This is a genomic window from Steroidobacter flavus (assembly GCF_042651805.1).
Taxonomy (GTDB): domain Bacteria; phylum Pseudomonadota; class Gammaproteobacteria; order Steroidobacterales; family Steroidobacteraceae; genus Steroidobacter; species Steroidobacter flavus.
The window spans coordinates 401,172-423,671 of the sequence record NZ_JBHSDU010000015.1; the positions used below are offsets into that span (position 1 = coordinate 401,172).

A 22,500-nucleotide genomic window follows, 5' to 3' on the forward strand; every position below is an offset into this window, starting at 1 on the left:
GCATTCATGACAAGTGAACCACCACGCCGAGCAACGCTTCCACAAGAACCTGTACTACGCGCTGCAATCGATGCGCGGCAGGCATGTCGGTCCGTTCGTGCGTCGACTGCAAGCTTGGGAACGACTGGATCGCGCATCGTTCGAGCACCTTACACGGATGCTGCTGCGGGACGCTTTGAGTTATGCACGCACGCACGTGCCGCTCTACTCATCGGGTGAATGGCAAACCGCACTGTCTCGCGCCGACGCCAACGAGCTCAGCCACTGGCCGGTGCTCGAACGCTCGATGTTGATTACTCATCGTTCGCAGCTTCGAGCGCGCCGCTTCACACCGGGCGTGTTCGCACGAAACAGTTCGGGATCGACGGGCGCAGTCGTCAGTGTCTCGTATAACCCGCACGCCGGCGGATGGAGCTGGGCGCAGGAGTATCGCTCCATGCACTGGTTCGGCATCCCGACCGGCAGCCGCACACTGCTGTTGTGGGGCGGCGGCCACCCGCTGCTCGACTGGGTACGCAACTGTCGGGTGTTCTCGACCAAGAATTTGACGTTCGATCAGCTCGAGCGAGCGAAACATTATCTGCTGGAACAGCGCCCGGTGCTTTGCATGGGATTGCCTTCAGCGATTGCGCAGCTTGCCCGCCACGTCCGCGCGCACACCCCGCACGCACCCGAGCAACTGGTGCCGTTCGTCAAACTCGGCGGCGAACAGGTTTATCCCTTCCAACGCGAAGAGATCGCGCAACACCTTGGGGCGCGAGTCTTCGAGTCGTACGGCTCGACCGAGATGGGGCCGATTGCGCACGAGTGCCCCGCCGGCTCTCGTCACATCATGTCGGACCATGTGTATCTGGAAATATTCAACGGCGATGAGCCTGCCAGGCCCGGCGAGTTCGGCGATCTCGTGCTCACCTCGTTGTTCAACCGCGCGATGCCGCTCGTGCGCTGTCGCATCGGCGATCGCGGACGACTCTCGCCCGACCCGTGCCCCTGCGGCCTGCCGCATCCCGTGCTGTCCGAGCTCGTGGGGCGAGCCGCCGACATGTTTGTGACGACCGACGGCACTCTGGTGCACGGCTCGGAGATCGGGCGACGCTTGCAGTTGTTTCTTTCGACGGCGCCGCTCGGCTCGGTGGGGCAAGTGCTGTTTCAGCAGAAGGATCCGGCGCACTGGAACGTGCTGGTCGAAAGCGCTGCCGGCTTCACCGACGAATTGGCTGCGCAGCTACGACAGATCGTGCACTCGACGTTCGGCGAGAGTTGTCGCGTCGATATCGAACGCGTGGCACTGGTGCCTCGAGAAAAGTCCGGCAAGTACCGTTACTACCGGCGAGCCGAGTCGACGTAAGCGGCTGCTACGCCGAGTGCACCAATCTCAGCTGCGGATGCGTCCGCGTGATCCGGCTCAGCGACTCCACCGACTCCGGCATGGCAATGTAAATGCCTTGCGCATACTCGACGCCGATATCCGCGAGGCACTTGAGCACTTCAGCGCTCTCGACCCGCTCGGCAACAGTCTTCAAGCCCATGGCCCGGCCGATCTGGGTGATGGCCTCGACCATGCTCCGGTCGACATGATCGGTCGTGACGTTTTGAATGAACGAGCCGTCGATCTTCAAAAAATCCACCGGCAGGTTCTTCAAGTACATGAACGATGACAGGCCGCTGCCGAAGTCATCCAGCGAGAACAAACAACCCCGCGCCCGGAACTCGCGCATGAAATGCACGACGTTGGCGAGATTGGAAATCGCCGCCGTCTCGGTGATCTCGAAACACACCGCGCCCGGGCTCAAATCGTAGGTCTGCAGCTCGTTGATCAGGAACTCCAGGAACCGATCGTCGTTCAACGACGTGCCGGACAAGTTGATGGACAACGTATAGCCATGACGCGGATCGCCGTCCGCCCGATAGTGAGCGAGCGCGCCGAGCGCCTGACTCACCACCCACCGGTCGATCATCGGCATCACGTTGTAGCGCTCCGCCGCCGGGATGAACTCCGCCGGTTGCACCAGTTCGCCGTGCTCGCCGCGCATACGCAGTAGCAGCTCGTAGTGACCGCGCGTGTCGCGGGTCGCGCCGATCGGCACGATGGGTTGGTAATACAGCTCGAGCCGATTCTCTTCGCAGGCGCGGGTCAGACGCGACACCCACTGCATCTCGCGATGACGCTCCGGCGCCGAGCCGGACTGATACATGTGGACGCGATTGCGTCCTGAGTCCTTCGCCGCGTAACAGGCCACGTCGGCCGCCGCCATGACGCTGCCGATGTTTTCGCTGGCGCTGTTGATCTCGACGATGCCGATGCTGACACCGACGTTCATCGCACCGTCCTGCCATTCGAAGCGGTACTCGCGAATCGCCTGTCGCAGATTGTCCGCGATCTTCGCCGCGCGATCGATGGTGCAATCCTGCAGCAGCACGCCGAATTCATCGCCGCCGAGGCGCGCGATCGTGTCGCTGGTTCGGATACGAGTTTGCAGCAGTCCTGTGATCTGCTTGAGCAGACGATCGCCGGCCTGGTGACCGCACGTGTCGTTCACCAGCTTGAATTGATCGAGGTCGAGGTACATCAACGCGTGCGTCGTGCCCTCGTCCGAGCGCGCGGTCAGCAACGCCTCGTTGAGACGATTCTCGAACTCACGACGATTGATCAAGCCGGTCAGCGCATCGTGACTCGCCTGATACGCAAGCGCCCGCCGCAGCCGCCGCTCCTTGCTCACGTCATGGAACACCATGACCGCGCCGATGATCTTGCCGCTGCGATCGCGAATCGGCGCCGCCGAATCCTGAACTGCAATTTCCTGGCCGCGACGATTCACGAGCACCGTGTGATCGGCCACCGCGATGACCTGCCCTTCACGGATGGCGCGCGTCACCGGATCTTCCAACGGCTCGCGGGTCGCTTCGTTCAGGATGTTGAAGACTTCTCGCAGCTTCCTGCCCTTGGCCTCGGCGCCGTCCCAGCCGGTGAGATTCTCGGCCACGGGATTCAACGTCTCGATGCAACCGTTGGCATCGGTCGTGATGACGCCGTCGCCGATGGACTGCAACGTGACCTGTGCTTTTTCCTTTTCCTCGAACACCGCGGTCTCGGCCCGCTTGCGTTCGCTGATATCGGAGATCGTGCCTTCGTAGCCGATCAGCTGTCCGTGCTTGTCACGCACGGCACGCGCGCTTTCGATCACGGTAAGGATCGTTCCATCCACTCGGCGCATCTGGAACTCGGCATTGCGAACTTCGCCGTCGCGAGCAATGGTCGCGATGATGGCCAGACGCTCAGCTGGATCGTGATACATGCTGGCGGGCGGCAGCGCGAGCAATTCCGCCGGCGAGGAATAGCCGATCATACGAGCCAGCGCCGGATTCACGGAAACGAATCGGCCATCGCTGGTCGAGCTGTACACGCCTTCCATGACGTTATCGAACAAGCGTCGATAGCGGGCCTCGCTGTCACGCAACGCGTTCTCGGCAAAGCGTCGTTCGATCGCGATGCCCGCGAGCTGGGTCATGCGCGACATCAATTCGAAGTCCCGTCGCAACGGGCTCTTCGGCGTGCGGAAGTACAACGCCAACGTACCGAGAATCCGGCCGTCGGATGAGTGAATCAAGGTGGACCAGCAGCTGCGCAATCCGGCGGCGAGCACGGCATCGCGAGTGTTCTCCCACAACGCATCGCGTGCGATGTCGGCGACGATGACCTGCCGCTGCAAATACACCGCAGCTGCGCACGAGCCGTTCCGAGCGGCGATGGCGATTCCTTCCATCGCCTGCGAGTACACCGCAGGCAGTCGCGGGCCGGAGCACAGATTCAGATGTTTGCCTTCGTCATCGAGCATGCGGATCGCGCACACGCAATCCGGTGCGACACGCTCGACGACATCCGTAATCGCTTGCAACGTAATTCGCAGATCGACGTTCGCAGCCAGGCGCTCGAACACACGCCGCTCGCCGGCGGCCAAGAGTTCAGCGCGCTTACGCTCGGTGATATCGGTGATGCTGCCGCGGACCAGACGCTGGCCATGCGATTGCAAACGCACCCAGCGCACTTCGCAGGGAATATCGTTGCCGAAGCTGTCCCGGAACATCCATTCCAGCACCGGCGCTTCACCGGCCAGCGTGCGATCGAACTGCGCGCGATTCGCATGAGAGGACAGCGCACCGTCCGGCTGATGCGGCGGGCACAATGTATCGGGGCTGCTCTTGAGCAGCCCCTCACGATCCATCTTGAAAAAGCGCACCGCATTTTCGTTCACGTCGACCAGACGGTTCTGATCCAGGTCGACGACCACGATGATTTCGGGTGCATGCTCGACGAGCGTGCGATAGCGGGCTTCACTGTCGCGCAGCGCCGCTTCGGCCATCTTGCGATCCGTGGTATCGCGCAGACAGACGACGAACACTTCGCGCCGGTTCATCTTCGTCTTGCTGACGGCGATCTCGGCGGAGAACTGCGTGCCGTCGCTGCGCTGACCCAATGTTTCATGAGGTGCAAGATCGACCTGCGTGTCATCGAGCCGCGCGGCGAGTTGTTCCAGCTCGGCGGAGATGGCTTGTTTTGCCGCCATCTGCGGCAACAGGAAACTCAGCGGGCGACCGATAGCGTCGGATTCCGTCTGACCGAAGACGCGCTGGCCGGTGGCATTGATGGAAGCGATGTGACCGGCATCGTCGACGGTCATGATCACGTCTTTGACGTGATCGAGCACGGCCTGCAATTGGCTCGCGGTGCTCTCGCGCAGCTCCCGGGTGAGCGCAGTGGCCTCATCGGACATCAGCTGCATGGAACGCACGATGCCCCGGCGCTCTTCATCGGTCTTGCTATAGGCGGCCGTGACCGCGGCAAGCAACTTGCCGAGATCCAGCTCACCGTCCGAGCGCGTCGCTTCCCTGACTTGCTGTTCGAGCAGTCGATGCATGTCGTGCTTCTGACGACGCGGGCCTGCGCCGTCATCGTCCCCGCCTTAGTTAGTGTGAACCACTACCGATGCGAGGCATCGTAAGGCGTTGACGCTCAAGGAGGTGTGAAATGCCTCCAAGTTTTATGTGAAAGGACAGCAAAGCACTGAGGGGGCGGTGCGGGTTATGTCTGATGCCGGAGACAGGGATGGTTGCTCGTTCAGCCAGAAGACCCACCCCCTAGCCCCCTCCCGCGGACGGGAGGGGGAATTCATTTTTTTATTTTTGGCCTGCGGCCGGCCCGGAGCAAGAAACGAGTCCAGAGGCTGCTGGGCAGGTGATGGCATCTATCTTTGGGCTGCGGCCGGTGACACCGACGCGGACGCGAGGAGCTTCTGAAAAAAGCGAGCTCCCGCAGGGAGCAAAAATAAACTTTCCCCCTCCCGTTCACGGGAGGGGGTTAGGGGGTGGGTCTTCCGGCCGAATCGAAGAACTATTCGTCTGAGTCTTCGGAGGAAGACTTGTAACCGGCTCGCTTCCGATCATTCTCTTTGAGCAACCGCTTGCGCACGCGGATGTTATTCGGCGTCACCTCGACCAGCTCGTCGTCGGCGATGAATTCCATCGCCTGCTCCAGCGAGTAGCGGATCGGCGGGACGAGAATGATGTTCTCGTCGCGGCCGGCAGCGCGCATGTTGGTGAGCTTCTTGGCCTTCAAAGGATTCACGACCAGGTCGTTGTCGCGGCTGTGAATGCCGATGATCTGGCCTTCGTACACTTCGTCGCCGTGCGAGGCCATGAGCTTGCCGCGTTCCTGCAAGCTGAACAGCGCGTAGGCCAGCGCCTTGCCCTGCCCGTTCGAGATCAGCACGCCGTTCTGGCGCTGACCCACTTCCTTGTCCAGCACCGGGCCGAAGTGATCGAAGATGTGATGCATCAGGCCCAGGCCCGAGGTCATGGTGCGGAACTCGGTCTGGAAACCGATCAGGCCGCGCGAGGGAATCTTGTAGTCCAGACGCACGCGTCCCTTGCCGTCCGGGACCATGTTGGTGAGCTGACCGCCGCGCTCGCCGAGCGCCTGCATGACATAGCCTTGCGAACCTTCATCGAGGTCGACCGCGAGCGTTTCCCATGGCTCGCACATCACACCGTCGACTTCCTTCTGCACGACGCGAGGCCGCGAAACCGCGAGCTCATAACCTTCGCGACGCATGTTCTCGAGCAACACGCCGAGATGCAATTCGCCGCGTCCATAGACCTGGAATTTATCCGGATCGCTGGTGTCTTCGACGCGCAGCGCCACGTTATGGCGCACTTCACGCTGCAGACGTTCGCGAATCTGACGGCTGGTAACGAACTTACCTTCCTTGCCGCAGAACGGAGACGTATTCACTTCGAACGTCATGCTGATGGTCGGCTCATCGACCACCAGCGCCGGCAGCGCTTCGGGCTTGGTCGGATCGCAGACCGTATCGGAAATCTGCGGATGCTCGATGCCCGCGAACGCGACGATGTCGCCGGCGCTCGCCTCATCCACTTCGACGCGATCCAGACCGAGGAAGCCCAGCACCTGCATGATGCGCTCGTTACGCACCTTGCCGTCTTTATCGACGACCGCGACCGGGCTGTTCTTACGGATCTTGCCGCGCTTGATACGACCGATGCCGATGGCGCCGACGTAGCTCGAATAGTCGAGCTGGCTGACCTGCAACTGCAGCGGGCCGTCCTCGTTCACGTCCGGCGGCGGCGCGTGCTTCACGATGGCTTCGTACAGCGCCGTCATGTCGGTGCCCATCTGATCCGGCGCATTGCCGGCGATGCCCCGGAGGGCCGAGGCATACACGACCGGGAAGTCGAGCTGCGATTCGGACGCACCGAGCTTGTCGAACAGATCGAACGTCTGATCCAGCACCCAGCTCGGACGCGCCTCGGGGCGGTCGATCTTGTTGATCACGACGATGGGATGCAGGCCGTGCGAAAACGCCTTCTGCGTGACGAAGCGGGTCTGCGGCATCGGGCCGTCGACGGCGTCGACCAGCAGCAGCACCGAGTCGACCATCGACAGCACGCGCTCGACCTCGCCGCCGAAGTCGGCGTGGCCCGGGGTGTCGACGATGTTGATGCGATAGTCGCGCCAGCGGATGGCGGTGTTCTTCGCCAGGATGGTGATACCGCGTTCCTTTTCGAGCGCGTTCGAGTCCATGACTCGTTCGGGCACAGCCTTGCGGGCATCGAGGGTGCCCGACTGCGTCAGAAGCTTATCGACCAGGGTGGTCTTGCCATGATCGACGTGAGCGATGATGGCGATATTACGAAGCTGAGAGGTTGACACGCGGGAATGGGAACCGGTGGGAGGGCAAAAAGGCGCGCATTGTAGAGGCACGACGGGGGTTCCGGCCACCTTCCGGAGGATTATTTGCTCAAATCCTGCAACCCGATGACCGGATACGCCTTCCCCGGAGGGCACTTGCCTACGCCCCGGCGGTCTCACCCCTACCCGTTCAGGGTCTTGGCTTCGGCCCCCTGCATGCCCGGTCCCGGTGCATGGGCCTCGTTCAAGGCCCGGGCACAGTCATCGCAACAGACTTCGACCGCTTTACCGCCCACGGTCACCCGGATGCCCGGCCCTTCGATCCGGCAATCGCACGCCGCACAGGTCTTCTCAGTCATGGTGTCGCCCTCCTGCCACAAACCCTCCATGCATTGTTGGGCCTTGCGACCGGGCGGCGCTGTCACAATCTTTAGCTAAAGATTTCGACAGCCCCCGTCATGGATGAGTGTTGAGATAGCGGTGGGTTCTTCGCCGGGATCGAGCCGTTGCGTCAGCAGGAAGATTTGTTTTCGAGTCCGGGGGCGCTGGCCATCGATCCGACGTTCGCCAGTGCGCGGCGCACCGCGCTGGATGCCACGTCGTGGGTCGAGCTCGTGCCGGGATGGATGTCGGGCTCGGAATGTTTGTTCGATGCGCTCGCGACGGCGGTGCCCTGGAGTCAGCACTACCGCACCCTGTTCGAGCAAAGATTCTTGGAGCCGCGACTCACCGCCGAATATCGCAGCCTGCAGCGCGTGCCCCACGACATGCTGACGGCCGCAGCCGCTGCTCTGTCGAAGCACTATGGCGTCGAGTACGACAGCTTGTGGTTGAACCTGTATCGCAACGGCGATGACAGCACCGGCTGGCATCGCGACCGGTTCTCGTGCCGTAAACCCGAATGTATCGTGCCGGTGCTCACGCTCGGCGCGACCCGTCGGTTCCAACTCAAGCCGCGAGCCGGCGGCCCGTCGCTTTCATTCGCACCGAACTCGGGCGATCTGATCGTGATGGGCGGTCGCTGTCAGCAGGATTGGGTACATGGCGTGCCCAAATGGCCCGAAGTGATCGAGCCGCGGATCAGCCTGAACTTCCAAAGCTCGATGCAGGCCGGGCGTCAGCGCAAATTGGCGGAGCGCTGAAACTGCGCCGGCGTGCGGCCGTAGGCTTGACGAAACGCCGCGGTGAAATGACTGTGACTCGAGAAGCCGAGGTCCACGCCAAGCGTCGACAGATCATCGTAGCTGCCGAGCAGATCCAGCGCGCGAGCCAGACGCAGTCGCAACTGGTATCGATAGAGCGGCACACCTTCGACTTGGGCGAAGGCCTGCGTCAGATACACCGGCGACACACCGACCTCCGCCGCGATCTCGGTCAGCGTCCAGCGACGCGACAGCTCGGAAGAAAGGATCAACTTCGCCCGATCGACGAGCTTCTGCCGGCCGTAAGTCGCACGCTTCGTTTGTGAGGTTCGCTCGCCCAGTGCGCGACGAATCAGCGTCAACGTCAACGTCTCCGCTTCCAACAGCTCGATCGATTTGTTGAGCAAGGTATGGCGCAGGAGCGCGACCAGCACCTGTGCTCTTGGATCGATCCGCCAGCGCTGCTTGCTGAACATCACCGCCGCGTTGTCCTGCAGATGCTCGACCGGCGCCAGTTCGCGCAATAGATCTTCGCGGACCGAAATCGACAGACAGGCATCGCCGCCCTGCACCGGATGGCTGATCCGATAGCTCTCCCTTTGATTGAAGAACAGGACTTGATTGGCTTCCGCGACCGCTTCGTTACTACCCAGGTGTCGCATGTAGACACCCCGATAGGGAAAGACCAGATAGGTCGAGTTCGGACACTCTTCCGGACTTTTGTGACGGCACTTGCCATCGCAGATCACGTCGCGGATCGCGACGGTCTGCGTATCGAGCAAGTCGTGAATGACAAGTTCCGTCATGGAAAGCCGAAAGTCAGACTGGAAAACGTCGTGTCGAAGTCTACCTCGGCCGGCGCCTCGACGGGCTTGCTCCAAACCACATTCAGCAGCCAGGTCCCGCGGGGCGTCAGTGCAAAGCTCGCCCGGCCGGCGGCATCCGTCCGACGCTGCTCGACCGGGGCATCGTCATGCTCCAGTTGCGTGAGCTTCACGAGTGCACCGGCGAGCGGCTGACCCTCGAAGTACACACGCACCGGCAAGTCGCCTGCGCCGCCTGAGTACGGACTGCGCTCCGGAACGATTTCCAACGTCAGTCCCAGCGGCGTTGTGACATGCGCCTGAGATCGACTGTCGACCGCTCCGTTCTGCACGATGGCCTTCGAGACGCGGCGATAGCTCTCTGCCGTATCGGCCGCCATCTTGCCGGCACGCTCACGATACTCGAGCGCCGGCGTGAGACCTTCATCGCGAGCGTAGTCATTGAACCGCTGCGCCGGCAGCCCACTCCGGCCACGATTGTCTGTTTCCAGCACGACCACATACGTTCCGGGCGCTGCGAATTGCAACCGACCGTCGTCGGTCGCGCCACGCAGATGTAAATCCGAACGCACATCGCGCGATGTTCCATCCGGCGCCACGGCGACGAAGCGTGAGATCCGGTTCGAGCGAATCTGCGATCGCTGCCGTTCGGCGCCATGCCCGACTTGCAACGTGATTGGGATCGACGCGTCGGGTTGTGACCAATACTGCAGCGGCTGAATCCAGAAGTCGTGCGCGACCGCCCCGGACGAGAACATGACTCCATTCAGCAGCGCCACCGCGAGCATCCAGCGACGCGCGTCGTTCCTGCTCAACAAGGACCCGCGTTTCATGGCGCCGCCAGAAACGGAAATTCCGTGGTCGAATGTTCATGGTCGTCGCGATCGACGCCGTCATCGACGCCTCTCGCCTGCCCCATCGACAACACCGAGCGATACACATCGATGGCATCGTCGTTCGGCGTCCGTCCGCCGCAATACATCACCATCGCCTCCTGGCCGGCCAGTGCCGCGAACTCGACCGAAAAGAATTCGCCGCAGATCGTCGACTCGCTGTTGACCCACAGCCGATCATCCGCGAGCACCGTGGCCAACGGTCGATAGCGTGCCGGCGACGTCGCCTTTGCATCCGCCAGCAATTGATTGCCGCACGTGCCATCGAAGCCGTCGTAGATGCCCAATGTTTTCTCCATCTCGGAGATGAACTCACCGCCGGTGGCCGGCGTCGCGCTGTTGTAGCGCTCCTTCAACCGATCGCTCGTTTCCTCGTCCGAGAAGGAGCCCAAGAGCGCATTGCCGGTGAGCGGTCGACCCATACGATCGATTTGTTTGTTGCCGTTCGCCGTCGTTGCCCATACCGCGAGCATCGTGCCGCCACGATTGACGACGTCCAGATCCACCGAGACCACCAGCGATGCCGGTGTCCAGCCCACGAGAAAGTTTTTCGCCGGACCGCCGCCGGTGTGGCGCCAGGTGTCCAGAATCGATTTGGCCGCAGCCTCGCTGAACATGGGGCACCCTGCCGCATCGTTTTTTGCGCTCCCCATCATTGCGTCCGCTGCCACGGCATAAGCCTCTCGAGTGCCCTTCACGTTGTTGAAGAACGGATCGTCGCGCAGCCCGGCGAACACGCGCAGGTGCTTGTTTCGACTCTCCAGCCCTTTGGGGTCGCTCGCGTCACCGCTGGCGACGTCAGCATTACCCACCTTACAAAGGACGTTGTGGGCGGTCGCAATCCGACACACGATGTCGGTCGTTGCGTGGGTCTGTCCGAAACGTTTGCCGCTGTCGATGTGGAACACATACTCCAACTGGTCGGAGAAGGTGTGCCCGACGATCGTCATGGCCAGGTTGAGCCGGCGGGCATCGTGCGACGTCCATGCGAACAGATCGCCGATGTCGGCGCGCGGATCGGCGATCACGCTCGGTGTGTCGAGATGATCGGCTGCAAACAAGGGACTGGTGGCCAGCATCGCGGCCACGACCAGGGCGCGATTCCTGATTTTCTGTGTCATACGTTCCATCCATCGCCAAAGATGGACGAGACGATAGGCACCGGGCGCCGCGGAGGCTGTCGAAATCTTTAGCTAAATGATCTCCAAAAAAGCGGTTGACATGTCTGTGTCGTCAGTGCAACTTAACCATCGATAACGAACAAGCGGCGGCAAGGGAAACATGCCGAGAATACCCGAACGGTTCTCGCGGCATCGAAGTCAGGGATGGCAATCACACCTCGCCATGCTTGGTCCATAGTCATAAATACCGTGTTTTTCGATCGCACTCACTTGCGACGCGCATGCGTCGAGGAGTGCGTGACCAGCGTGCGCGTTCTGGAAGTTAGGAAGGCAGACTCGCTCTTACGCGTGCACACCGCAGGAGCGAAATGGAATTTCGAGGATCGACTTGATGCACCACCAGCGGCGCCGCGTAGTAACGCGAACCTTCAACTGGGTGTTCTGGATGGCGCAGCTCTTCTGGGCGGCTGCATTCGCTCAAGACACCCAGCCGCCCACGACACCCACCAACCTGGCAGCGATAGCCTCCTCCAGTACTGGCGTCGTGGTGAACTGGAATCCGTCGACTGACGACGTTGCGGTAACTGGATACCAGGTGGAGCGCTGCCAGGGCAGCGCCTGCAACACCTCCTTCACCCAATTCAACATCTCCAGCACTGGCTGGGCGAACTCGGGGCTCACTCCTTCTACAACTTACGGCTATCGCGTGCGCGCTAGAGACGCGGTACCCAATTACAGCGCATACACGACGATCGTGTATGTGACGACCAAAGCTCTGCCCGATACGCAGGCACCAACCACGCCCACGAACCTCACAGCCGTGGCGTCATCGAGTACCGGCGTCGTCGTGAACTGGAATCCGTCGACTGACAACGTCGCCGTTACCGGCTATCAGTTGGAACGCTGTCAGGGCAGCGGCTGCACCTCCTCCTTTACTCAATTCGATATTGCCAGCGCCGGATGGGCTAACACCGGACTCACTCCTTCCACCACCTACGGCTATCGGGTGCGAGCACTCGATGCCGTTCCGAATTACAGCGCCTTCACCAACATCGTCTACGTGACGACACAGTCTGCGGGCGGCGATACGCAAGCACCAACGACACCCACCAACTTCACCGCCGTTGCGTCCTCGAGTACCGGTGTCGTCATCAATTGGAACCCATCAACTGATAACGTCGCAGTGACGGGCTACCAGGTGGAGCGATGCCAGGGCAGCGGCTGCAACTCCGCGTTCGTGCAGTTCGATATTTCCAGCGCCGGCTGGGCCAATAGCGGGCTGGCTGCCTCCACCACATACGGCTATCGCGTGCGTGCACGCGACGCGGTACCGAACTACAGTGCGTTCACCAGCATCGTCTATGTAACGACACCGGGTTCCGATACCCAAGCGCCGACGATACCGGGCAGCCTCTCCGTCACCGCCGGCCCGAATCAACTCACCCTCGCCTGGACCGGATCCACCGACAACGTCGCCGTCACTGCGTACCTCATTGAACGGTGCTCAGGCTCGCCCTGCACGTACACGCAGATCGCCAGCGTGTCCGGGACTTCATATACAGATACGAATGTTGTCGTAGCCACGAGTTACAGCTACCGGGTTCGAGCGCGTGACGCCGTGCCGAACTACAGCGGATACTCGAGTGTGATCAGCGCATTGCCAGCGGCTTGCGACTAACAATTTCACGGACGAGCAAGAGATGAATAACGTCACGAAGATCACGTGTTGCGCCCTGGCGTTCACTGCTACCGCCATTGCAACTGCTGTATCGACGCAGGCACAAGCCGCCGTGGGTCGCACGCAGGGAACGCACTCCGTGTCGCCGACCGGTGCGGCGACCTATCAGATTCCGTTGTGGATCTCGCCGGGCGCTGGTGGTGTTCAGCCGGCTCTGACGTTGTCGTACGACAGCCGTGGTGGCAGCGGTATTGCCGGTCCGGGCTGGGCACTCACTGGCCTGTCCTCGATCGTCCGCTGCAATAGAACAGTCGCGCAGGACCTGGTGCCCGCCAGCGTGACCATGACTTACGCCGACGCATTCTGTCTCGATGGTCAGCGACTCATGCTCACCAGCAGCGGCGGTCTCAGCACCTACGGTCAGCCCGGCACGACCTATGACACCGAGCTTTCGACTTTTTCGCTGGTCACCGCGCAGGGCGCCAGCGGCAACGGCCCGCAATCGTTTGAAGTGAAAGCCAAGAATGGCTGGGTTTACGAATTCGGCAACACGCCAGACTCTCGCGTCACACCGGCTTCCTCGATTGCGACGGCGTACATGTGGCTGGTCAACAAAGTTCGTGATCGTGCAGGCAATAGCTATGTTGTTACTTACGGTACGGGTGCTGCGGGCTCCGCAGGCGTTGCTGTACCCGTGAGCATTTCTTATTCACCGGCTACAGCCGCCGGTAGTACCTACATCAATTCAGTTAGTTTCGAGTACGGACCGAAGGCTAGCCAGGTTTCTGGCACGACCGATCCGGCGACAGTCGGCTATGTGGATGGCGTTCAGGTCACCAACACGAACCTGCTCCTCGGCGTGAAGGCGTACAGCAATGGCACATTGATACGCCGATATGCCGTGGGCTACGAGGCCGCGCCGACAACTACACGGGCGAGACTTTCCGCCGTGACTGAATGTGCGAGTTCCGACAACTCGGACTGCCTCGCCCCGACAATCATCACCTATCACAATGGCGCGAGCGGCGTGGCCGGTCCAACGACCCTGACTCTGGCGAATCACAGCATCGCCGGTCGAGCGGACGTCAATGGCGACGGCAAGGACGATCTCATCCTTGCAGAGATCGACACGGACGGCTTCACAGTGCTCAATGTCCGAGTTGCTTTCGCGACCGCTGCGGGCTTCGGCTCGCCCGTGATCATGCACGCAGGCAGGGCTCGGGACATCGATATCGGTGATTTCGTCGGCAATGGCGTCCACGATGTGGTGGTTATCGACTCCGCGAAGCAATACATACGGTACAGGTGGGATGGCTCGCAATTCATAGCCTCATCCCTGTCGTTTCCAACTGGCAACTACAGCGAATACCTTACCATTGCCGATTCCACTGGCGATGGCCGCGATGATCTGCTGTGGAGCTACCAGACCTCCAAAACCGGTGGCAGCGGGACCAGCCTGTATGTCAGCAATGCAGGGTCGCCTACAAATGTGAATTTTTTGGCGCCCATCGCGTTCGTCGGCGGCGGTAGCGGCTCGATGAGTACGCCGAACGAACCGAGGGATTTCGACGGCGACGGTCGACAGGACACGCTCAGCGGGTGGACGGTCATGACCAACAACTCCATCCGAAGCTACCTCTCGATGGTCCTGTCGCGAACCAGCTATACGCAGGGAGGTTTCACCAAGGAGCTCTCCGGCCTTGGCCGGATCATCGGCGACGCACGCATCAACGACGACGCCTGCACCGACATCATCGCCGAAGCGGCCATCTTTCTTTCTCCCTGCAACGGACAGGAGCCTGTCACTGTGAGCCTGCCGGGCAATGCGCTCGGCGCCATGGACTGGAATTCCGATGGACGAGCCGACCTGCTGGTCGAGAACGGCACAAATATTGGCGTGTTGCTCTCCATGGGCAATGGCTTTGCGCCAGTGCTTCCAACGTCCATTCCGGTCAGCACCCAGAATCGTCTCAACGTCGTCGTTCTTGACGTCGACGGTGATGGTCAGCACGACCTGGTGACCTGGGACCAAGCGGGCATTTATCTCTACAAGCATGCCTCACCACAAATGCCGCCAGACCTGCTTGCATCGGTGACCGATGGATTTGGAGCGAACGCGACGTTTGCGTACGCATCGAACGCCAATCGCACAGATCCGACAACGGTGGCGAGCTACCCGGAACGCGACTATCGCGGCCCCTTGATGATGGTGTCCTCAGTCACGACAACGAGCGGAGCTACAGACGGATCGGCTGCGACCAATACACGTTCGTTTACGTACTATGGCCCACGCATAGATGTGACTGGTCGCGGCTTTCTGGGATTCTCACAATTGCGAATCACCGACAGCCGCAACACGCTCGTCCGCGACATCTACATGCGCACTGGCTTCCCATTCGCGGGCCGAGTCTATCGCGACGACGTACAGCAGTCTTCCACCGGGCCGCTGGTATCACACACCGCGTTCGGCCTCACGACACAGTACCTGGATGCAACCGCAACTAATCGCCGCATATTTGTCTATACGACCACTTCCCGGCACGAGCTGTACGAAGTCGGCGGGCCGTTGAATGGAGCGGCGGTCAAAGTCACCACTCAGAGCACCAGCTATGACGACTTTGGCAACGCGACCAGTACGACCACTATCGTTGCGGATTCTCAGACCGGCTCGCCTCAGTACGGTCAGCAGTGGTCGTCCACGGTAACGCACACGATCAGCCCGGATATCTCGAACTGGTGTCTCGGTCAGCCCTCGCAAACAACCGTCACTAATACCGCACCAGGCGTGCCTTCGCAGACCCGCACGACGAGCTTTGCTGTGGACTACCCGATGTGCCGCGTTACGCAACAGACCGAGGAGCCTGGCGACGCGCGCTGGCAGGTTTCGACCGGCTACGGTTTCGACGGCTTCGGAAATATCAACTCCGTCACCGTGACGCCGATCGGCCAACCGGCTCGCACCGGCACGGTCTCGTGGTCGACGTACGCGGGCCGCTTTCCGAACTCCACGAGCCAGCAGGTGACGAGTTCGACCACTCATACGACGACGTTCAGCTGGGACGCCGCTCGCGGCCTCCGCACCGGTATTACCGATCCGAACGGGTTACAGACCGCTAGAACTTACGACTCCTTTGGTCGTCTGATTCGAGAGACACGGCCCGACGGCACTCGCACCGCCTATTCGCTCACCGCGTGCGATAGTTCCAACAGCTACTGCGGTTCGCCGACGCTCCGTGTCAGCCTCGTAACCACCTTGCGCGACCCGAGCGACAACGTGTTGCGTACGGACTATGAATATGCCGATCTGTTCGACCGGCCGCAGAAGTCACTCGTGCAATTGCTGGGCGGCGCGTATTCGGAAGTGACACGCACCTATGACTCGTTTGCCCGCGTAAACACTGAAAGTTTCCCTCGCCCCAGCGGCGAAACGGCTCCCGTCACATCATATAGTTACGACCTGGTCGGTCGAATCGAACGCATACGCCGCCCAACCAGCGCCAGCGATTCCTCCAACCACGACACTGTATTCGAGTATCTCGGCCTGAGCGCCACTCAGACCGACGGGCTCAATCGTGAGACGACCCGCCGAATGAACGCCGCGTCGCTGATCGCACAGACCATCGACGCCGCCGGATCCGACACGGACTACGAGTACGACGCCTTTGGTAATCTGCTCAAGACCCGGGACGTGCTCGGCAACGAAATCGTGATGACGTACAACGTGCGCGGCATGAAAATGACCTCGAACGATCCCGACATGGGCGCCTGGCAATACGACTACTTCCCAACCGGCGAGCTGAAGTCGCGCACCGACGCGAAGTCTCAACCGGTGTCCTACACGTACGATTATGTGGGCCGGCCGCTCACCCGAGTCGAACCCGAAGGCACGACGACCTGGACCTGGGGCACGAGCGCAGCCAGTCGCAACATCGGCCAATTGGCGAGCATCGCCGGTCCGGGATACTCCGAAACCTACACCTACGATCAGCAGGGACGCCTCAGCAATCGGAGCATCGTCAGCGATACGACGTACAACTACACCTACACCTACGACACCGCGACCGGCTCGCTCGGAACGGTCGAATATCCTGTGAGCACTTCCAGCTACCGGTTCAAGCTTCAGTACGCGTATCAGAATGGAGCGCTGAATCAGATCCGGGACGCCAACGGCAGCACGGTCTTCTGGCAGGCTAACGCCGTCAATGCTTTCGGTCAGATCACGCGAGAGACGATGGGCAACGGCGTGGTGACCAATCGCTCGTACGATCTGGTAACCGGGCGGTTGAGCAGCATCCAGTCAGGCGTCGGCGGCGGCGCGGGGTTACAGAACGAATCGTATCTGTTCGACAAAATCGGAAATCTGATCCAGCGCCAGCAGAATCAGCTCGGACTCACCGAGAACTTCTACTACGACTCGCTCTATCGGCTCGATTACTCGACGCTCAACGGAACCACCAATCTCGATCTCGCCTATGACGCGCTCGGCAATATCACCAGCCGTAGCGATGTCGCAGCCGGGGCCACCTGGACCTATCACGCGACAAAGAAGCACGCCGTCGTACAGGCCGGACCGAATACCTACAGCTACGACGCAAACGGCAACGCGCAGACGCGCAACGGTCAGAACATCACCTGGACCAGCTATAACTATCCGAGCGTGATCAACGGACCGGGCAAGACACTGACATTCAACTACGGGCCGGATCGCCAGCGCTACCGTCAGGTCTACACCAACGGCTCGCTCACCGAGACCACCATGTATGTCGGTGACGCACTCGAGAAAGTAACCATCGGCAGTGTCACTGACTATCGTCATTACATCCATGGCATCGGCGGAACGGTGGCGATCGTCAGCCGCCGCTCAGACGGCACCAATACAACCCGCTACATGTTGGAAGACCATCTCGGCAGCCCGGCGCGTATCCTGAACAGCGACGGCACCGCACTGGTCCGCGAGAGCTTTGACGCCTTCGGCGGCCGGCGCGATGCAGACACATGGAGCGGCCCGTGCCCTTGCCCCGCCTTAACGACGATCGCATCCGTGAGCCGGCAGGGCTTCACCGGTCACGAAATGATCGGCGGGCATTCCATGGGACTCATCCACATGAATGGGCGTGTCTACGATTCGCAGATCGGCCGCTTCCTGTCCGCGGACCCGTATGTGCAGTCGCCGCTTATGTCGCAATCGCTGAATCGCTACAGCTATAGTATGAACAATCCGTTGAGCTACACCGACCCGAGCGGATTCTGGTCCCTCGACTCGCTGTTCGACGGCTTTGATTGGTTCAATATCACCAACTGGCTCCGATACTGGACCGACGATGATGATGACCGGCCGAATTGCTTCCGCGTGCAATGTAATCCGCCGCCCGTTATCGATCCAGAAAACGGCAGGCCATGGTACCCAACGGTCCATCGGGATCCGCCCGTCACGAACGAGAATGGCAGCCTGGGCCATATCGGTGGGAGTGCCCCGCCGCCCCCTCGGCAGCCGCAGGTAACGGAATCTCGCGTGATCTCGTGGAATGGCGGCTTACTTTCAGCCGCTGCCCAACCGAGCGGAGAGTTGCGAGGGGACGCTGCGGCTCACGGCGTGCGCCATAGGGGCCGGACGACGCCGGATACTCGACGATCCACGGTAGAGACGGCAGCCGAGTGGCTTCGCTCACAAGGCATCATCACCTTCTACCCGAACTACGCGGACCGTTATAAATACGTGATCAAGAATCCCGCGGGAGACCGCATCGCTGACTGTGGAGACGATCCAAACTGCGGCGGCAATAGTCCGGTCGGCGGAGTGACCACAGGCCGCGGCGAGGTAACGATTTATCGAGCCGGGGTCGAGCCCGAGGGTTGGTCGAAGGACTTCATGATTTCGGGCCCAGAGATCATCGACCCGCAACGTCAGAAATGGGGCGAGACGTACTCACCGAACCCGCAGGACCCGCTGGAGGCCGCTATTTTCGTGCTCGGCCATGAAGATTGGCACGTGCGACACCCACCCTCCGGACCAAGCTCGGGGGAGAACGATTTGGACGAATGGAACGCAAACAATTCAGGCAAGCGTGCCCTGGAGCGTTGGCGCAATCGCAAGAGACCGTAGCATCATGAAACAGAAGTTCTTCTCGAGATGGCTCGCGATTGGCGCTTGTTCACTCGTCCCCTGGGCGGCGATAGAGCCTGCCAATGCCAATGTGACTGCATCCAAGCCGGTCCCATTGCAGCAGCAAATCGATCGCGCCGACCAGGTTGCTCACGTGGTCATTATGGGAATCGAGTCGCTGGAACACGTTGACAACGGACCTGTAGAAACCTGTGGTGTCAAATATCGCGTCCGCGTTATCGAACAGTTCAAAGGTAAAATGGACACGGACGCCGCGGGATTTGCCACACGGCGGTTTCTGCTGCCGCATAAGAAACTCCAGGCTGGCGATCAGATCCTGGTGATGCTGAAAAATGTTAGTGGTATCGCGACCGCAGCCGACATCGAGGGCAATCCGAGCGTAGAGCAGCTCGATGCGCTGAGCGCAAAGCCTGGGACAGTTGCGTGCCAGCGAGCGCGGGGTAATTTGTATTTGACCGACTTTGCAGAGAACATTTTTCTGATTGAATCCGGGCCGGCATCGAAAAAGTGGCTCGACTTCGCCTCGGGCAGGACCATCATTCCGCCAGAGATCGGCACCCCGAAGATGGCCCGCTGCGAACCCCTGCCGGCAGGGGGCTGCGTGACTAAAGAGCCCGACCGGATCGAATGGGAGCGCGTCCGCGAAGCCCTGCTCGCAGGAACGAAACGTAACAAGTGAGGAATTTACAACACTGGCCCAGTCACGCCCTCGGCCTCACCGCCAGCGTGCTGCTGCACTCAGCATTGTTTCTTTCCGTCTCGCTCGGCTCCGTCGCCGCCCCCAAACGTGCGCCCGATGAATCGGGAGCGGGCGCGACGGCGATTGTGTCGAGCACTGGTTCGTTCATGACGCTGGTGATCGTGCACACGCCCGGCCCGACTGACGCAAGCATGGCAATGGATGTGGCTTCACGCGGCAGCGCAATTGCGAATCCCGTCATTCAAATCGTCAGCCCCGACCCCACCCCCTCCTTCGAAATGCCCGAGTTCGCATCGCTCGATGAGAGCGGCGAAGCGTCCGTGACGGCTGGCGATCCCGTGAGGCAATCGATGCTGTTCGGCCGTTATACCGGTCAGATCAATGGTCGCATCCAGCGGGTATGGCGCAAGCCGCGGAGTGCGATCGACGAATCCTCCGCCGCTGCGTTTCAGTGCCAGGCGCGAATCACCCAGAACCAAGACGGCAGCGTGACAGAAATCGAGCTCATGCAATGCAATGGCTCGGCCGAGTGGCAGCTGTCCCTGGTCCGCGCGATTCAACAAGCCTCTCCTCTCCCAGCGCCGCCGGACCCGAGTGTGTTCACGAGCGAGTTGATGCTGGCATTCGAGGCAAAAGCGTATGCGCCGGGCGATCGGGACGACGAATACGAGCCTGAACCCAGGCCGACACGGACCGGCGTCGCTTATCTGCCTCCGGCACTCAGTCCGCCCGATCAAACCGAATGACTCGACTTTCGGTCGCTACCGTTTCGAAACGGCTTGACTCATCTGCGAGCCTACCAACAGCTCTCGCAACGCAGGCATCAGACGGGCTGCGAATGCAGTCGTGATGTGATTTTCATCGCGATAGACGAGCAGCCCCGAGCGTGCGCCCGGGCAGACGGCGTTATCGCAGAACTCCGCCGAAAGATCGGCGAACCGCATGCCCATCGAGCCGGCAATCGCACTTTCCAACGGCGAGATCTTCGCATCGAGTGCATTGGGCCGCGACGTATCGCAATTTTCTTCGGGCAGTCCTTGCCAACGCGCGCGTGCGATGCAGTTGCCGATATTTTTTCCTGGCGTGGGTGAATCGCGTAATAGCAGTACAGGAATGTTAGCCGCGCGCAGGTGCGAGAGAGAGCTGTTCAAGCCGTTCGCCCATTCTTCATACGTCACCGCATGCTGCCCCCGCGCCGTCCAGGGCCCGCGGATGTATCCACTGGAGAACTGCGAGACAACGACCAAATCAGGTTGCAGGCGTCGAATCTCCGCCAGAGCTTGCTTTCTCCACTTCGTGCATTCCGGCCAATGACGCCGCAATCTCACGTTGTAATCCGCGATGTCCGCAACTGGGCACGAGGCTTTCAATAGCGTCACCAGTTGCCAGCCCTGCTCAGTCGCCAGTTGCGCCAACGGTGTTGACCATTGGTCGGCGTGCGAGTCGCCGAACAGCACGATGGTTCTGGCCGCCGCGCCGGCACCGAAGAAACATTTGACCGGCTCAACGTCAACAAAACCAATCAAACAGTTTCGGCCGCTGCCGCTCGCGGTCGGCTGCTGTTTGATCGCGTGAATCAATTCCGCTTGCAACGGATGTGTCGAATACGTCCGGGCCGCCTGCGACAAGCCCATTGCAATCAGGCTGCCCAGCACAGTGAGGCTCAAGCCCAACGTAACGGAGCGCAGGGGCTGCGCGGCCAGCCACGCACTTGCGCGGACCGGACTCTCCAACAATCGAAAGCCCGCGGTGGCGCATATCAAAGTCAGCACGCTGCAGCTAATGATCTTTGTCATCGGATCGTTGATGCCGAGAATCGATGCGTAGACGACGATCGGCCAATGCCAGAGATAGATCGAGTAAGAGTGCTGGCCCAACCATTGAAACAACGGTAGTTCGAGCAACCCTGCCGGACCGCCACTTCGTCCGCTCGCACCACTGATGAGAATGGCAGCAGTCGCCAATACCGGTACTACGGCAATCCATCCAGGAAAGCGCATGTCTTCGGTCACCATCAGGAAGGTCGCGCACAGCACCGCGACGCCCGCCCATCCCAATGGGACGGCGGCTCGCGAGCGGCGAGCCCAGTCGGTGACTGGCCTGAGGACCGCGAGTGCTCCCACCCCGAACTCCCAAGCACGAGTCGGCGATGCATAGAACGCCCAATCCTGCTTGCGATAGCTGAGCCAGAGGCACAGGAAGAACGAGAGCACCGTCAGCGTGCTCATCGCGCTGGCGACCGCACGGACCGTCGGCCGGCAGCGCCAAAGCACCAGCAACAGCGTTGGCCACGCGAGATAGAACTGCTCTTCGACCGAGAGCGACCAGGTGTGTAAAAAGGGATTCAACGCACTCTCGGGCGCGAAGTAATCCGCCAGCAGTGTCATGAAATAGAAATTGCTGGCGTAGAGCGAGGAAGCCAGCGCGCCTTTCGCGGCAAACAATTGCTCGGCAGGTGCCAGCACGAACAACCCCACCAGCAGCGTCATGGACATGACGAGCAGAGCCACCGGCAGCAGGCGGCGGGCGCGGCGCCCGTAGAAACGCCACAGGTCGATCGACCCGGAACGTTCCAATTCCTGCAACAACAGGCCGCTGATCAGATACCCGGAGATGACGAAGAACACGTCGACGCCGACGAATCCTCCGGAGAGCGCGCCCACGCCAAAATGGAAGATGACCACCGACAGGACCGCGACCGCACGTAACCCTTCGATGTCCGAACGAAATTGCTTTTCCAATGCAGAAATATTCCATGGCGCCCGCGCGGGCGCCATGTTAATTGGCTGCCGATGGGAATGCGATAGCTGG

At 60.9% G+C, this 22,500-nt stretch carries 13 protein-coding genes; 6 read left to right on the plus strand and 7 right to left on the minus strand.

The window, feature by feature from the left end:
• Positions 1-13 precede the first annotated feature (13 nt).
• Positions 14-1,348 (plus strand): phenylacetate--CoA ligase family protein, encoded by a 1,335-nt coding sequence (locus ACFPN2_RS29575; RefSeq protein ID WP_380603425.1) that lies wholly within the window; start codon positions 14-16, stop codon positions 1,346-1,348.
• A 7-nt stretch (positions 1,349-1,355) separates the two neighbouring features.
• On the opposite strand, the gene ACFPN2_RS29580 is transcribed toward ACFPN2_RS29575, so the two are convergent.
• The 3 genes from ACFPN2_RS29580 to ACFPN2_RS29590 form a co-directional block, all read right to left on the minus strand.
• Positions 1,356-4,916, minus strand: coding sequence for a PAS domain S-box protein (locus ACFPN2_RS29580; protein WP_380603427.1), 3,561 nt, complete (start codon positions 4,914-4,916; stop codon positions 1,356-1,358).
• Between the two features lie 473 nt (positions 4,917-5,389).
• Positions 5,390-7,228, minus strand: coding sequence for a translational GTPase TypA (gene typA, locus ACFPN2_RS29585; protein WP_380603429.1), 1,839 nt, complete (start codon positions 7,226-7,228; stop codon positions 5,390-5,392).
• A gap of 161 nt (positions 7,229-7,389) precedes the next feature.
• On the minus strand, positions 7,390-7,566 hold the full coding sequence (locus tag ACFPN2_RS29590; protein WP_380603431.1) for a hypothetical protein: 177 nt from the start codon (positions 7,564-7,566) through the stop codon (positions 7,390-7,392).
• A gap of 147 nt (positions 7,567-7,713) precedes the next feature.
• On the opposite strand from ACFPN2_RS29590, the gene ACFPN2_RS29595 reads away from it, so the two are divergent.
• Positions 7,714-8,349 carry an alpha-ketoglutarate-dependent dioxygenase AlkB gene (locus tag ACFPN2_RS29595; RefSeq protein WP_380603433.1) on the plus strand — a complete coding sequence of 212 codons (636 nt, stop codon included), beginning with the start codon at positions 7,714-7,716 and terminating at the stop codon, positions 8,347-8,349.
• On the opposite strand, the gene ACFPN2_RS29600 is transcribed toward ACFPN2_RS29595, so the two are convergent.
• From ACFPN2_RS29600 to ACFPN2_RS29610, 3 genes are read right to left on the minus strand one after another with little or no spacing between them, the layout of a single operon-like run.
• Entirely contained in the window at positions 8,325-9,155 is an 831-nt protein-coding gene (locus ACFPN2_RS29600) for a helix-turn-helix domain-containing protein (RefSeq protein WP_380603435.1), read from the minus strand. The genes ACFPN2_RS29595 and ACFPN2_RS29600 overlap by 25 nt on opposite strands.
• Positions 9,152-10,006 (minus strand): DUF4198 domain-containing protein, encoded by an 855-nt coding sequence (locus ACFPN2_RS29605; protein ID WP_380603437.1) that lies wholly within the window; start codon positions 10,004-10,006, stop codon positions 9,152-9,154. Before ACFPN2_RS29605 ends, ACFPN2_RS29600 begins: the two co-directional genes overlap by 4 nt.
• On the minus strand, positions 10,003-11,187 hold the full coding sequence (locus ACFPN2_RS29610) for a DUF4331 family protein (protein WP_380603439.1): 1,185 nt from the start codon (positions 11,185-11,187) through the stop codon (positions 10,003-10,005). Before ACFPN2_RS29610 ends, ACFPN2_RS29605 begins: the two co-directional genes overlap by 4 nt.
• Before the next feature lie 391 nt (positions 11,188-11,578).
• On the opposite strand from ACFPN2_RS29610, the gene ACFPN2_RS29615 reads away from it, so the two are divergent.
• From ACFPN2_RS29615 to ACFPN2_RS29630, 4 genes are read left to right on the plus strand one after another with little or no spacing between them, the layout of a single operon-like run.
• A complete protein-coding gene (locus ACFPN2_RS29615) occupies positions 11,579-12,865 on the plus strand; it encodes a fibronectin type III domain-containing protein (RefSeq protein ID WP_380603441.1) in 1,287 nt (428 codons plus the stop codon).
• A gap of 22 nt (positions 12,866-12,887) precedes the next feature.
• Entirely contained in the window at positions 12,888-18,968 is a 6,081-nt protein-coding gene (locus ACFPN2_RS29620; RefSeq protein WP_380603443.1) for a toxin TcdB middle/N-terminal domain-containing protein, read from the plus strand.
• Between the two features lie 4 nt (positions 18,969-18,972).
• Positions 18,973-19,668, plus strand: a complete 696-nt coding sequence (locus tag ACFPN2_RS29625; protein ID WP_380603445.1) for a hypothetical protein — start codon at positions 18,973-18,975, stop codon at positions 19,666-19,668.
• A complete protein-coding gene (locus tag ACFPN2_RS29630) occupies positions 19,665-20,435 on the plus strand; it encodes an energy transducer TonB (RefSeq protein ID WP_380603447.1) in 771 nt (256 codons plus the stop codon). Before ACFPN2_RS29625 ends, ACFPN2_RS29630 begins: the two co-directional genes overlap by 4 nt.
• A 15-nt stretch (positions 20,436-20,450) precedes the next feature.
• On the opposite strand, the gene ACFPN2_RS29635 is transcribed toward ACFPN2_RS29630, so the two are convergent.
• Positions 20,451-22,466, minus strand: coding sequence for an acyltransferase family protein (locus tag ACFPN2_RS29635; protein WP_380603449.1), 2,016 nt, complete (start codon positions 22,464-22,466; stop codon positions 20,451-20,453).
• Positions 22,467-22,500: the final 34 nt, after the last annotated feature.

Bases quoted from the DNA above. Each gene is read 5' to 3' on its own strand.
- ACFPN2_RS29580 (WP_380603427.1), bottom strand. From the start codon at position 4,916: ATGCATCGACTGCTCGAACAGCAAGTCAGGGAAGCGACGCGCTCGGAC.
- ACFPN2_RS29590 (WP_380603431.1), bottom strand. From the start codon at position 7,566: ATGACTGAGAAGACCTGTGCGGCGTGCGATTGCCGGATCGAAGGGCCG.
- ACFPN2_RS29600 (WP_380603435.1), bottom strand. From the start codon at position 9,155: ATGACGGAACTTGTCATTCACGACTTGCTCGATACGCAGACCGTCGCG.
- ACFPN2_RS29605 (WP_380603437.1), bottom strand. From the start codon at position 10,006: ATGAAACGCGGGTCCTTGTTGAGCAGGAACGACGCGCGTCGCTGGATG.
- ACFPN2_RS29610 (WP_380603439.1), bottom strand. From the start codon at position 11,187: ATGACACAGAAAATCAGGAATCGCGCCCTGGTCGTGGCCGCGATGCTG.
- ACFPN2_RS29615 (WP_380603441.1), top strand. From the start codon at position 11,579: ATGCACCACCAGCGGCGCCGCGTAGTAACGCGAACCTTCAACTGGGTG.
- ACFPN2_RS29620 (WP_380603443.1), top strand. From the start codon at position 12,888: ATGAATAACGTCACGAAGATCACGTGTTGCGCCCTGGCGTTCACTGCT.
- ACFPN2_RS29625 (WP_380603445.1), top strand. From the start codon at position 18,973: ATGAAACAGAAGTTCTTCTCGAGATGGCTCGCGATTGGCGCTTGTTCA.
- ACFPN2_RS29635 (WP_380603449.1), bottom strand. From the start codon at position 22,466: ATGGCGCCCGCGCGGGCGCCATGGAATATTTCTGCATTGGAAAAGCAA.